Annotated in this window: 12 protein-coding genes; 5 read left to right on the forward strand and 7 right to left on the reverse strand. The window is 42.2% G+C overall.

What is annotated here, in order from left to right:
- Positions 1 to 128: 128 nt before the first annotated feature.
- Entirely contained in the window at positions 129 to 5,714 is a 5,586-nt protein-coding gene (locus LVD17_RS03495) for an alpha-2-macroglobulin family protein (RefSeq protein ID WP_233764783.1), read from the reverse strand.
- Positions 5,715 to 5,842: 128 nt separating this feature from the next.
- Here LVD17_RS03495 and LVD17_RS03500 point away from each other — a divergent pair, with 128 nt between their 5' ends.
- On the forward strand, positions 5,843 to 6,328 hold the full coding sequence (locus tag LVD17_RS03500; RefSeq protein WP_233764784.1) for a hypothetical protein: 486 nt from the start codon (positions 5,843 to 5,845) through the stop codon (positions 6,326 to 6,328).
- A gap of 111 nt (positions 6,329 to 6,439) precedes the next feature.
- A complete protein-coding gene (locus LVD17_RS03505; protein WP_233764785.1) occupies positions 6,440 to 6,883 on the forward strand; it encodes a DoxX family protein in 444 nt (147 codons plus the stop codon).
- A gap of 219 nt (positions 6,884 to 7,102) precedes the next feature.
- On the opposite strand, the gene LVD17_RS03510 is transcribed toward LVD17_RS03505, so the two are convergent.
- The 4 genes from LVD17_RS03510 to LVD17_RS03525 all read right to left on the reverse strand — a co-directional run bounded on the left by LVD17_RS03510 (position 7,103) and on the right by LVD17_RS03525 (position 10,163).
- Positions 7,103 to 7,852 carry a hypothetical protein gene (locus tag LVD17_RS03510; protein WP_233764787.1) on the reverse strand — a complete coding sequence of 250 codons (750 nt, stop codon included), beginning with the start codon at positions 7,850 to 7,852 and terminating at the stop codon, positions 7,103 to 7,105.
- 139 nt (positions 7,853 to 7,991) lie between these two features.
- Entirely contained in the window at positions 7,992 to 8,762 is a 771-nt protein-coding gene (locus LVD17_RS03515; RefSeq protein WP_233764788.1) for a DUF4097 family beta strand repeat-containing protein, read from the reverse strand.
- Between the two features lie 68 nt (positions 8,763 to 8,830).
- Positions 8,831 to 9,619, reverse strand: coding sequence for a HEAT repeat domain-containing protein (locus LVD17_RS03520; RefSeq protein ID WP_233764789.1), 789 nt, complete (start codon positions 9,617 to 9,619; stop codon positions 8,831 to 8,833).
- 4 nt (positions 9,620 to 9,623) lie between these two features.
- A complete protein-coding gene (locus LVD17_RS03525) occupies positions 9,624 to 10,163 on the reverse strand; it encodes an RNA polymerase sigma factor (protein WP_233764790.1) in 540 nt (179 codons plus the stop codon).
- A gap of 442 nt (positions 10,164 to 10,605) precedes the next feature.
- Here LVD17_RS03525 and LVD17_RS03530 point away from each other — a divergent pair, with 442 nt between their 5' ends.
- Positions 10,606 to 11,649, forward strand: a complete 1,044-nt coding sequence (locus LVD17_RS03530) for a hypothetical protein (protein WP_233764791.1) — start codon at positions 10,606 to 10,608, stop codon at positions 11,647 to 11,649.
- Between the two features lie 73 nt (positions 11,650 to 11,722).
- Here LVD17_RS03530 and LVD17_RS03535 read toward each other — a convergent pair whose 3' ends face one another.
- On the reverse strand, positions 11,723 to 12,211 hold the full coding sequence (locus tag LVD17_RS03535) for a DUF6232 family protein (protein WP_233764792.1): 489 nt from the start codon (positions 12,209 to 12,211) through the stop codon (positions 11,723 to 11,725).
- Between the two features lie 224 nt (positions 12,212 to 12,435).
- On the opposite strand from LVD17_RS03535, the gene LVD17_RS03540 reads away from it, so the two are divergent.
- Together LVD17_RS03540 and crcB are read left to right on the forward strand one after the other, a co-directional pair.
- A complete protein-coding gene (locus tag LVD17_RS03540) occupies positions 12,436 to 12,879 on the forward strand; it encodes a hypothetical protein (RefSeq protein ID WP_233764794.1) in 444 nt (147 codons plus the stop codon).
- Between the two features lie 3 nt (positions 12,880 to 12,882).
- Positions 12,883 to 13,263 carry a fluoride efflux transporter CrcB gene (gene crcB, locus LVD17_RS03545; protein ID WP_233764795.1) on the forward strand — a complete coding sequence of 127 codons (381 nt, stop codon included), beginning with the start codon at positions 12,883 to 12,885 and terminating at the stop codon, positions 13,261 to 13,263.
- Positions 13,264 to 13,310: 47 nt separating this feature from the next.
- On the opposite strand, the gene LVD17_RS03550 is transcribed toward crcB, so the two are convergent.
- Positions 13,311 to 13,943: a carboxypeptidase-like regulatory domain-containing protein gene (locus LVD17_RS03550; protein WP_233764796.1), complete on the reverse strand. Its 633-nt coding sequence runs from the start codon at positions 13,941 to 13,943 to the stop codon at positions 13,311 to 13,313.
- Positions 13,944 to 13,959: the final 16 nt, after the last annotated feature.

Consider the following 13,959-nt stretch of genomic DNA (forward strand, 5'->3'; position numbering starts at 1 on the left):
ATGACGATAAGCTAAAGTAATGATAGCAGCCGGGATGCATTAGCTTTACCTCCTACTACTCAGACAAAAAAAAAGACTTCCGAATTTTGATCTCCGGAAGTCTTTTGTTTATTTTTTATTCTTTAAAATTAAGGGGTATCGCTACCTGCCTTAATTACTTTTACTTCTCTACCGGCTATTACGGCACTGATAGTATTGTCGTACATAGCTTCGCAACTGATGGCAGGCATATAGTAGTCTCCCTGATAGCTTGAGTTCAGTAATATTCTGAAAGTTTTTCTTTCATTTGGCCTCAGGTCAAAATAGGTGTAAACCCTGTCATCGCGGATGTCCTGATAATCTGGTTTGTCCTTAGCAGTATAGTCCTCAGTATCATTCAGGCGGGCATTGTGTATTTCCCAGCCTGACGGGAAGATCTGTGTAAGGGCCATATTTTCATAGGTACCTCTGATGCCCGGGTTCGTAAGGGTAACTTCCGCTACAAAGTCCATTCCCTGCTCCAGGGTTTCAGGATTAATGTATTCACCATCGGTATTGGTATATGAAACCGTCATTTTCAGGTTGCTTTCTGATGATTGCTCCTGACCTCTTGTAGGCGTGCCTTCAAGGATCAGTCTTGCATAGAGAATGCCTGATGTCGGGTTATTCACCTCAATACTATTACCACTTACTTTCTTAACATTAAGGTCTGCCTGCGCCACCGGTAATTGGGTTGCAGCCTTTACAGCGCCTGCTCCGTTGAGTTTGTAGCTAAAGGTTATTTCCTTGGTACGGTTTTCTCCTCCTGCAAACTGCCCTATGGCAATAAGGCTATAGGCAGTAGTCTGGGTACTCATCCAACGGCTGTTATCTCCAAGTGCTGCGGATAATCGCTGAAGCACAGGTACGGCCTTTTTCCTCTGGTCAAGCATACTTAATGTCTCCAGGATCATGGCTTCATCTCTTGTTGATGATCCGTAGGTATAGCTCAATTCCCGGTAATCTTTCACCACAGTCTCCAGGTTTTCTACCAGTTTCTCAGCAGCTTCTTTCTGCCCTGCCTTTACATAGGCTGCTGCCAACCTCCACGCTGCCGCTGATGACAGGTTCCCTTTTTCTCTTAAACGGTTCATGGCTCCTGTTTCTGCATCTCCGGAAAGCGCCAGTGTGTAAAGGCGATATGCCTGCATTAACTCAGAGCTATAGTAATCATTGGTTTCTCTCCATTCCGCTGCTTTTCTCTTCTGGTATCGCTTCCATTGTCTGAGTACATTTCCTGGTACATTATAGCCTCTCTTTTCAGCCTCAACCAGAAAATGGCCAGCATAGGTTGAGCCCCAACTATTGGAATCATCACCACCCGGCCAGTAGGAGAAGCCTCCATCACTTTTCTGAAATGTTTTCAGACGCTCTATACCCGCTTTGATGTTCTTCTCAATTCTTGCCTTTTCAACATCACTTAACTGTGTAATTTCTGCAAGGTATAGCTGAGGGAAAACCGAAGAAGTAGTTTGCTCAATACAACCGTGAGGATACTGAATAAGGTATCTCAATCTCTTTTCAAGGTTGATAGGCGGAATATTGGATATCTCCAGCGTGGCGGTATTTGTGCCTGCCATACCTACAAGATCGAAGTTAGTACTCCACGATTGCCCTGCCTCCAGTAATGCATCCATTACTTTTACCACTGGCGGGTTGGGGTTCCTCACATCAAGTTCAATGTGATGATTAGCTTTCTTACCTCCCGAAGTTGCCACAATATCAACATTACCTATACCTAACTGAGGCTTAACTTTCAGGTCAAAGTATATTACCTTGTCCCCTATTTCATTGAAGGTTACCGATTTGGTGGCAGGTCCTACGATTTCAATCAGGTCATTAGTTTCGATCTTTACTTTTACGTTTTCAACTCCCTTTTCCTGAGCAAATACGGTTACCGGCAACTTCACGGTTTCCTCTGGCCCTAATACCCTTGGCAGTGTACCTAACACCATCAGCGACTGACGTACCGGGGTTGCCTTTTCGGCATTACCATAAGCTCCTTCATACCCTGCCACTACCATCGTTCTTACGGAACCGATATATTGAGGCATTATAAACTTATGGGTATTGGTTTTTCCTTTTTCCAGTGTAAATGGCCCCAAGTATTTAACTACCGGCTCAAAGCGGTTGGCTTTGGAGTTCGGTTTTTCCTCTCCTTCATCGTCACCACCTATGGCGAGCAGCCTTTCCAGCTTGCCCCCGAAAGCTCCGAGTACATACTCATAAAGATCCCAGGTTTTTACTCCAAGCGCCTCCCTGGCATAGAAAGTATGCCATGGGTTAGGTGTTTTGAATTTGGTAAGGTCAAGCAAGCCTTCGTCCACTACAGCTACGGTGTAGGTCATTTTCTTCTGGGTCTCCTCTGACACTTTAATGGTTACCTCCTCTCCTGGAACAAGTACATCTGACATCTGGATCACCGGCTTGAGTATGGTTTTAGGATCTTCCACGGCAATCGGGATCACTCCATACATACGGATGGGCAGGTCATTTACAGTCTGCTCATGCTTTTGAAGCAAGGTAACGAATACATAAATATTAGGTGCCATTTCACTCGAAGCTTCAAAGGTGAAGGTAGTTTCTCCTTTTTGTGTCTGCACCCAATGTGTTTCAAGAACCCTGCTACCGGTTTCTATACTTACCAGTGCTCTGCCCTGATTACTACTTGGTATGGTAACTGTCACTTTTTCACCTACCTGATACTTTTGCTTGTCAGAAGTGAAATTTAACATGGTGGCTCCGCCAGGTACGCTTCCACTATCTCCTCCCCAGGAGGTGTAGTGTACTTCACCGGTGCAGTGGCCGCTTACAGGATCACATACCCTTACGTAGTAACGGCCCCAATCGTCCAGCTCAAACTTGAAAGTACCCTTTCCATTGGTTGTATTGGCTTTTCCTTTTACTTTAGGATCCATGCTGCTACGGCTGATATAATTGGCAACAGATTCACCATCCTGGTTCCACCACCAACGCCAGCCAAGCCTGTAAACCTCTACCTCAAGGTTGTTTCTTGATATGGGCTGCCCTTCGGCATTTACTGTCGCAATGTCTATCTGATTAGGTTTGTTATAGTATAACCTGCTCCACGATTTTGATTCGGGCAGCTTCATACCCACGAATGAATTGTAGGGATAGTAAGGCATACTAAAGTTGTCAATACTGAAATTGCCACCTTCTTCAAACACTTTCCCTTTAAAGAAAGCTTTCAACATACCCGGTGCTGCTGTTTCAGTGGACAGGCTCGCATTTACCGTGGCCTTGCCTTCCTCATTCACATAGCCTTCAAAAACTCTTTGGCTTTCGCTCTGAAAATCCCTCGCCGGATCATCAAAATTATAGGCCAGGAACTTATCAAATTTGGTTTTTGATGGAACTAACAGTACTTCAAACTCTGCTTTCAAGTTTCTGGCAGGCGCTCCGTGCAGCCATTTCACTTCAAGGTCACCTTTGACATAACTGTCCGCAGAGGTAATTTTGTCTTTTCCGAAATCGAGGTTGATCTTTAACCTGTTGGGTTTTACGGTTTCAATTTTTATTCTCTCGGAAAATTCAGCTCCACCTACTTTTACTTTGGCAGACCAGTTTCCTGTAGGTGCTTCCGGGCTGGTTGGTATGCTGAAATTATAGAAGCCATTCTCCCCGGTAGAGCGAACTATCTTCTTATCCAACTGGTAAGAAGGATTGTACAACTCAAATATTACGGGGTGAGTTTCAGGTAGTTTTTTAAGCTTATCTTCTAACACAAAAGTCAGGTGCAATGTATCTCCGGGACGCCATACTCCGCGCTCTCCATAAATATAGCCTTTCAAGCCTTCCTCTATCCTTGAGCCGGAAACATCGAAGTTACTTAGTGATAAGGAAGCTCCATCATTTACTTTCAGGTATCCTTTTTCATTATTTCTGCTTGCTACAACCACAAAAGGATTTTTACTAAGAGCCATAACAGCAAAGCCATCAGCATCAGTAATAGCGGAGGCCAATACCTGCTGCTGAAAATCGTAAACATCCACCCTTACACCGGTAATAGGCTCAGTAGTTTTTAGGTCGGTTACCGCCACCATCAGTTCTCCGCTGTTGCCTCTTTTGGCAATCATACCCAGGTCTGAGGCCAGCACATTTCTTTTTACACTTTTGTCGCCGCCGTAGCTGCTATAGTAGGAGACGTGGCATGGGTTATCGCGCTCGTCCCAGCGGTAGTCAGGGTCATAGTGGTAGGATTCATATGAGTCATAAGCACTAAACTCGTCGTCGTCATCTTCCCAATCCTGCTCTTCCAGGGGCACCATATTCTCCTCAGCCTCAGTTTCTCCACAGTAATATGAAGAGTGGTGTTTACGGAAGCCTATGCGCACCTGATAGATGGCACCAGGTTCGGTTTTTATCAATTCGGATATATCCAATGTGAAACGGTTCCATTTGCCAAGGTCAATGATACCGGAAGTGTTTAACGGAACGGTTTTACGAAGCACCGGCTTACCCACTCTTCTGAGTTGCTGGTTGCCGTCAAGGTCATTGGTCTGTAAAAACTGGATAACATTACTCTCATAAATCTTGATAATCTCAACATCTACAGCTTTCAGGCTTACGGCCTCAAACGGGAAGATCAGTCCGTTGGAACTTGGTAAAATATTGCCTTGTCCTACGAGCCTCACTGCCGGGCTGATCTGGGCGAAGGTTACACTTCTGGAGTCTCCCTTGTTCATTTTATAATCAAGAATATTCCTAATCCCAGGAGAGACTGTAACGGTCTTATCTCCGGTTTGTCTTACCGGCGGGTATACAAAAACCTGATTGCCTTTAATATCAAAATCCAGCGAGTACAGCCCCTGAATGGTTATGAGACCTTCAAGGTTCTGCTTTGGCTTTATGGGGTCCGAAAATTGGAGTACAAGGTACTGATTGGGACTCTGAACCACTTTCACGTCCACCAGTGTAAAGTCGCCCAGGGCGGGGATTACAACTTCTTCATTTAATTTCTTATCAATATCCAAAGGCGAACCATCAAGACTGATCTTTACGGTGCTTTTCTGGTCTTTGCGTTTAACATCTCCAATGATAAAACGGTGCTCATTCTGGGTGTGTGTCCAGGCCATAGGCAACGTTGAACCATCTTGAACTGCCTGCGCTGATTTTTCAACGTCCTTATCATCCGCTGCATCGGCAGTATAAACCACACCTATGATCCGCTGTTCTTTTAAAGCAGTTTTATCAACTGTTTCGATGTTTTCAATTTCTATATCAAAATTTTGCTCAACTATCTGGAACTGATACTCAAACTCTCCCAAGTCTTCCGACACTTTCGTAACTTTTCCCAGGTGAAATCTGGCCTGATAAACCTGACCCGACTTCATCCTCTCTGATGGCTGGAATTCCACAGTTCTTGCATCGATCCATACTGCTTTGCCATCAATGCCCGGATCAAAACTAAAGACCTTTTTATCTACCTCCTGCCCTATCTGTGTTGAATCGGCAACATCCATTGCCAGTCGGATGCGGACATAGGACTTGGATGAAACCACTCCTGCCGTGTAGGAAGATATATATGCTGAGAAGGCCGGATTTATTTTTGTTTCTCCTATATCACCTGCTTTCCCTGTACGATTAAAATAAAAAACCGCGAGCAACACGACGACAATGCCGACGGCCGCTCCAATGAAATACTTGTTTTTGTTAATTCTTTTGACTTCAGTCATAGTAGTTATATGCTTGTATATTTTGAGGCCAACAATATCGGAAAATAATTTTATAATAGAGCTAATTATATTGCTGCTTGTATGAAATTTTTGTAATCAATACTTTTGTTTGGATCAAAACCAATATCATGAAAAAATTAATATACATAGTGTTCGTATATGCAACCATCGGAACTATAACCATATCTTGCGGCGACAGCAAGAAAAAGGAAACCGAAGAGATAACCATCGAGGACAAGGAGCTACCGGCAGAAGAAAGGGCGGAGAAGGCCTTATATGATGAAGTAATGGCTATACACGATGATGTAATGCCGCAAATGGACAATATGATGAAGCTAAAAGGCGAGCTGCAGGTAAAGCTTGATATGGCCAGGGAAAAAGAAGAAGCTACAGAAGAAACACTTCGGGCACTGGAAGCAGGTATAAAAAAACTGGAAGAGGCCGATGAAGCCATGATGCAATGGATGCGTGATTTTGAGGGTCAGGATAACGTGGAGGACCATGAACAGGTAATGAACTACTACACTACCCAAAAAGCTGAAATAGAAAAGGTAAGAAAAATGATGCTGAGTGCCATGAAAAACGCAAGACATCAACTACAGAGTATAGAATAATCGTTAAGCACTTCAAAAGCCATAACAGCTTGTGACCCGGCCGGATTCTGTTTAGCCATTGCTTTTGTCAGCAATAATGTCTAAATTATAGTTAACTAAATAGAATCATGTATGGTCAATAAGCTTAACCATTGGCTGGATTCTATCCACCCTCCGATATGGGTAGATTTCCTTAGAATTGCGGTAGGATTGTTTATCGTTTACAAGGGAGCAATTTTCACCATTAATTTTGAGAGTTTTACGGAAAACATAGCCTCTGTAGGCTGGATTTTTATTGCGGCACACCTCGGGCAGGTTATTATTTTCGTTCACCTGGTATGTGGTATCATTCTTATTCTTGGAGCTTACACCCGGCTTATGAGCTTCTTAAATATTCCCATACTCGCCGGAGCTGTCATTTTCAATTATAAAATGATGCTTACATCTGACAACTATATGGAGTTACCAATGGCAATTATCATATTGGCATTGCTTATCCTGGTATTTATTACCGGATCGGGCAAATTTTCATTAGACGAAAGACAAAGAAGGGCTGACCAATTAAAGGCTCACTAGTCAGCAATGACGGATTCCACACAAAGGAGGCTGCATATAAACTTCTCCCGTTAGTTTGTATATTCAAAATCAGGTTTTTAGGATGGGCGAAGTTTGTTGTGCAGCCTCATGTTTTATAAATCTGTCGAATACTGTTAATTGCATAAGACTTAATCCTTTGAGGGTAAAGTCAGCGGAGAGGGGGTTTTGCAAAACACCGGTTCGTATTGAAATAATCAGCTATTTCCTCATGTAAACATTACCATACTTGGATTCGAGAAAGCACTTTGCTCCTCCACCATTGAGCTTTTTAGATACTACCGTCCATTTATCATAGTCGAGTATATCGCTACCGGTACGGTCAAAATCCACCTCCAGATCGGTAAATATCTCTCCATATTTGGTTCTGGCCTGAATGTCCCGCTTAGAAGACTCTGGAATTTTAACATCTACTCCTCCGTATTTGGCATTGACCTCCAGCGGGGCTTTATAATCAAGAACTTCTACTATACCATACTTGGCGTTGACCTGCAGTTCTATGTTGGCTGGAACAAATACCTCCAGTTTTATTTCTTTATGAACGCCCTGCGAAACATATTCATGGTCGTTGCCATTCTCTCTAAAAAATTGCTTCAATTCCGGATCGTTCCAACTGTCGGTATTAAAAACGTAGGTTTCTCCGTCTTTTCTGACAGTGATCTTCTTTGGAAGGTCATCAAGGTTTTCAATTACAGAGTTGATAACGAGCTTGTCGCCTTCCATAAGCGAGGTTAGCTTAAAGGCATCGTTATTTTCACCGTTATTGATGGTCACAGTGCCCTTGATCTGCAATTGGTTTTTATCCCACGACCTGACCTGAACCAGCTCGGGATACTTGAAATTCAGTGAAATTGAACGGACTGCTGACGCATCAAAAGATTGGTTGACCTGGGTCTGGCTATATAGCATTCCAGGTAGCATCAGCAGCGCTGATATGATTAGATTTTTCATTGTGTTTGAATTTAGACCTTTGTTTGAATTGTTTGAAGGTTCAGGTTTCCTGCCCTTCCGTAGGATGAGAAGAGCAGAAATCCCGGATATCTTTGGTGTTTGTTGTTATCGGAAATGAGAAGCTGAACCGGACCAGGGTTTATTTGCCTCTCAGGTAAACATTGCCATGCGTTGCGGACAGCGACAGATTGACGCCGCCGCTTCCCAGCTTGCCATTGATTTTCTTGGAGCCATAGACCTTCATACCATCTGTGTTTTCCACTTTAATATCCAGATCAGAATATACCTCTCCCCAGTTGGTGGATACATTCAGGTTGGCATTGGTGGAAGCGGGTATAGTTACATCCACATCCCCATGCACAGTGGCAATACTGCTGGGTAAACCCTGAAATACGCCAGTAAAGATCACGTCTACATTTCCATGGACAGAGTTTACTGTCATCGGGCCCGTCACATCGATCATTTTGATATCTCCGCCAAGGGTCTGCACTTCTATTTCACCGGTGATATTCTGCGCATGAAAATCATCTCCATGAATACTGGAATTAACATACTTTACTTTGACGCCTTTGGGCACTTTCACCACATATTTGGCATCGTCATTTCGCGCCACCTGATGCACTACTTTTCGGTCTTTGCCTTCATCTTTCACGGCCAGGCCGATACCAGTGTTATCAGACAAACCCATGCCGTTGACCGGCCTAAGCCCTTTGGCTCGTTCCGGGATCTTGTATGAACCTGCCGTTTCAATAATCACTTCGTTGCCCGAATAGCCCTCAACAGCCACATTGGTTAGCTCTTTCAGCTCCAGTACACCGGAGGTTATGGCTATTTTATGCTGGCCCAAGACCGGCAATGCTAATAAAGTAAATACTAATATCCCTAATACGCTTTTTACTTGAGTTTTCATTTGTTCTCTGTTTTGTTATCCTATTTATTTTGAGTCCTGATCACTTAGTGCACATTCGCACTTCGTGATCATGATAATTTAAAAACTGCCATGTGGGCCTCATCTTTGACCGTCTCCATGGTCTTTTTATCTTCTATAATGTTTTGTAACTCGTCCAATGCCCTTTTCTCTTTAAGCTGAACCATCAGGTTGATCAATGTGATCTGAATCAGTGGATCGGTTTGTGATTCCATAGATTTGATCAGCGCATCCATCACTTCAGGTTCATTTGTAAATTTTGACAATGCCTCAACAGCGGCCAGTCGCACATTGGTATTTTCGTCATTATTCATGGTCCTGATCAGTGCGTTCACTATTTCATCATCTGCACTGCTCATAGCGTACGAGGCATTGACCCCCTGCAACCTTCTGCTGGCCGAAGAATTATCGGTAAGGGATTGCATCACCAGGCGTTTTGTAGCTTCCATCTCTTTTTTGATCTCGGCAATTTCCTGATCATTTTGATCATTTTTCATCAGCCACATACCTATGAACACACCTGATAAGATCAGGGCAAAAGAGGCAGCTATCTTAAGCGGGGAGAATTTCCAGCCGTTGTGATCAAGCGGCTTTACTTTTTTATTGTTTTCAGCCTCAATTTCAGCCGCCAGGGCGGCCTCAAAACCGGCTTTAAGGTTACTGTCAGGCTCCAAATGCCTGTCATGCCCCAAAAGCGCCATGGTCACTTTCAACTCTTCATACTTTTGTTTGTTCTCAGGGCTCTTTTCAATATATTTCGTCACAAACTCCCTGAGTTCACCTGTGAGGTTGCCGTCAATATAGTCTATCAGCAGGGCATTCATTTTCTTTTCATCCATGACATTAAATCTTTTCCAGTTCCAAATATTTTTCCCTCAACTGCTTTATTGCCCTGTGTACTTTCACTTTCACATTAGCCACCGAGCAATCCAGCACCTGCGCTACCTCCTCGTATTTCATCTGCTGAAACCTCGTGAGGATCAGTATCTCCCGCTGCTCGGGCTGTAGTTTGAACAGCGAAATGTAGAGGAGCTTCTGCCTCTCATCTTCCACCATCACCTCATCCACGGCAGCTATCTTATTTTTAAGGTCTTCTACCTGTGCATAATCAGAAAACAGCATCTTATTTCTCCTGAAATAGTCAGCATATATATTTCTGGCCATTTGATAAATCCATGGCCTGAACTGTTTATCCTGATGGAAGGAGGCTCTGTATTTGATCATTCTTAAAAACACATTCTGCGTAAGGTCATGCCCCAGGTCGCGATCAAAAGTGATTTTAACAAAGAAGTTATACAGTGGCTTATGATAGCGGTCAAAAAGCTCAGAGGCTTTTTCAAGGTCCCCGTTCTTCACTGCCATCATGAGCATTTCGTCTGTCATCTGTTTTATGGGTTATAACACTTTCGGATTTTCAGGGTTGGATACCGGGCTTCGATTAAAAGGTTACAGGAAGTTAAAAAACTTTTTAGCACAAAATAAAAAAGGCCCGACTGCTTTGCAGCCGGACCCGCCTAAAAAAACCAACTATTTAGACATTAATGCGCCAACATTTATATTTTTAAGTAAGTTGGGCTCCAGGCCCGTACTTCTTATGAGTGTCTCATTTATTTATATTCACACTTATTCAACATACGTACCAATTGGCACATCATCCATTTCTATCTGAAAATCAGCTCCTTAATAATAATCCGAAATGTAACTTCAGCCATATTTGGGAATATAATCCCGAAAAGAGACAGAAGAGCCATACATACGGGTATATCGTCATTTTCTATAAAAGGCAATAAACGTTATATTCACCAACAAAATGAACTAGGAGCAGATGGCCATAATAGACAAAAAGAAGAGTATTTATAAGATCAGTAAAGCTCTGCGAACTTATCTTATTGAGAACGACAGAGAGATAAAGTTACCTATTAAATATAGTGACCTTTTAAGGTATGATAATTCCATTCCTTTGCTAGACAAAAACAGTAAAGACACCCTATGGGAATCCGTTTTCTATCCTCAGGACGATATGAAACATATACACTATAGTCTTAAAAAAATATATGCGATCTTAAAAGCCGACGGGGATCTGTCGGTTATGGAACATCTCTTCGTGGATCGCATTGATCTTTGCATATATGGCAATACTCAACCATTCAGGATCAGGATCGTCAATCGAATTAATGATAACTTTGATTATTTCTACATTAAAAATGCAGATGCCTCTCGTATATACGGTCTTGAGCTGGAGCATCTGCTTTCGCCAAACCGGATGAGTTATTTCGTTGATGGAGATACCCTTATCGAAGAGCATATTATTGGCATTCCCGGCGACCAGTTTATGAAATACCACCTCAATGACAAAAATCTTAACAGAATCAGATTAGCCAAGGAATTTGTAAAATTTAACGAAAGGTGTTTTGTACGACTATTGGGAGATATGCACTCAAGCAACTTTGTAATTGACATTACCCCTGACTTCGAAGAAGTGGACTACAGAATCCGGGCTATCGACTTTGACCAACAATCCTATGAAGGGCGGAAATCCATTTATCTCCCTCAGTATTTCAAGCAAAATAACCCCTTGATAGAAATAGGGATAAAATGTATGACACCTGAAACTGTAAAACAATATCAGAAAGAAGAACGATCTCTTATCGCCACCAGGCTAAAGGCAAGTAAAATAAAAATAGATGAGTTGCTAAAAGCAATGAGTGAAGACCAGGTATCACCCATCGGAAATGTGTACACATTAAGACAAGAACTCGCCAGACACTATAAGAACAGAGACTTTTTAGGATGTAACTCTATGGGTGAAATCCTTAAAAAGAGCCTGGATGCCGTGTTGGAACAAAAACCCTCTTACCATTTCCCATAATAAAAAAATAAGGAACTTTCTCCGCAGCACTGCATGCAAACCCTAAAGTTCCTTATAGATATAAGTTATGTGCCTAGCTTACCACCACCCGGTCTTTCCTTCTTCTACCATAGTCATAGTCTTTAACATATCTGAAGTAGGCTTTTTTGAGTGATGTAACGATTAATGCGGCGTACTCCCGACTTCTGCTTACAATGGGCTGCTTTTCTCCTTCCGCTGTTCTAATCTCCACTGCATACTTGTCCTTTGCGGCAATCATCCATATGATACCACCTATGATCAATGCCACCCCTAAACCGATGGCTACCATGTTCAGGTTCATAACGTAAACAGCTTCTTCAGTACTATATCTGATATCTGCAAATATGTCCAGAGAGCCCGCAACAATGGAAAGAAAACCAAGTATGAATAGAATTATGCCAGGCGCATTACTGGCAGGTATCCTTTGAAGGTCAATTTTAGTGATCCCGTCAAGATTGTACTCATCTTTGTCAGCGTAAAATTTATCGCTTGTGATCTTTACGCCATGTCCGTCTGTATATATTATTTCTTCCTCTTTCATCTCTTTATTGTTTATATATCTAGCTATAAAATAGTTTGTTCTTGTTAATAAAATTCTCTCTTCATTTTTAACTTTCAGAAAAGAATCTACAAAAGAAATGCCGTACAGATCAGTCTGTTTTTATTGAAATATTAGGGTTTTAGCAAGTGCATGCGCGCAATTTGTTCCACAAAAAGATGCCTTTTTTACTCCTTTTTGTTTCTTTGCAGCAAATTTTCAGCCTTATGATAGTAGCCAAACCTAAAGTAGGCACACTTTTTTCCCTGGGACTGTTTATTGCAATCAGCCTTAGTGTGGCCATATACACAGCATTCCTGATGCTGGCCAGCAATTCTATTGCATGGTATCAATATGCAATTGTGATCATTTTGTTTCCCTTATCGCTGGGCCTGGCAGTCAAAGTTGTATTCGGATACAAAATAATATCCATAGGCAAAGAAAAACTTGATATCACCTTCCCTACTCGCTTCAAAAGGGAAAGCTATAAAATAAAAGATATAGATTACTGGAAAGAAACCCAGGTAAAGACAGCTACAGGTACTTACAAAGAGGTTGAAATTCAGTTTGACGACAAAAAGCAGCTGTCGCTTTCCTTTCAGGAGCACACGGATTATCCGAAAGTGATCCAGTACCTGAAAAAAAAATGTGCAAAAAAAATGCGATCTTAAACCATGCTTAAAAATGTACTTATTGTTGGGCTTGGTGGTTTTGTCGGCAGTATAGCTCGTTATCTGGCTTATGTGCTTATTGACAAGCGGTTTCCGTCTTTGTACCCTGTAAGCACATTGAGCGTTAATATTATCGGAAGTTTTATCCTGGGGATTATTACAGGTTTCTTATTAAAAACCAACACGACCAACGATTCCTTAAAACTTTTGCTGGCCGTAGGATTCTGTGGCAGTTTTACCACTTTTTCCACGTTTGCTTATGAAAATCTTTTTTTCATCAATCAAAAGCTGGTATCTACAGCACTGATATACATTTTAATCAGCCTGATCTTAGGTCTTCTGGCCGTTTTTGCCGGACACTGGATTGGGAAAACGGTACTTTAGTTATTACTAGTAAAGCTGACCGTTTATTAGCGGTCAGCCTTCAATCGCTAATTATCCTTTTTATTTTCTTTAAACTTTCCTTGTCGCACATCACGTATAAAATCTGCCCACCTTACCGGGTTCAAAAAGTTATTGGGAGGTATAGTGCCATGAAGCTCATATAACCGGTTATAGCGCATCTGATCGTAATAGTACTCATACTGTTCATTATCATTAACGGTTTTGTTCATGTCTCGCTGTACCTCGAACACTAGGTCATCCATGCTCCGTTTAGGTTTCACATCCAAAAAAGCATTTTCAAAAGTTTTAATATCCGGCCATGGAAAAACTACTACCTCGCTGAGCATTACTGTTTCTTTGCGCATCAGTTGTACCAGCGAGTATTGCTCGGCATTGAGATCGTAAGGCATAATAAAAGCCGCATCACGGTAACCAATAGAGGTAAACAGCAGGGTATCACCCGGATTGATGAACAAGGAAAAGTATCCATTATTATCAGCAGCCGTTCCATACATGGTACTGACAATTCTAATGCTTACATAAGGGATCTCCTTACGATCATCGGCATCAAGCACTACTCCGCTAACACGTACGGATTTAGGCATTTTATTTTGTCCGTAAGAGGAGAATCCTGCTAACAAAGCCAGTATAAGCAACAACCCCGGGTAATACCTTTTCATATCCTATAGTTTAGTT

Origin of the sequence: Fulvivirga ulvae, assembly GCF_021389975.1 — a bacterium.
In the GTDB taxonomy this organism is placed as follows: Bacteria; Bacteroidota; Bacteroidia; order Cytophagales; family Cyclobacteriaceae; genus Fulvivirga; species Fulvivirga ulvae.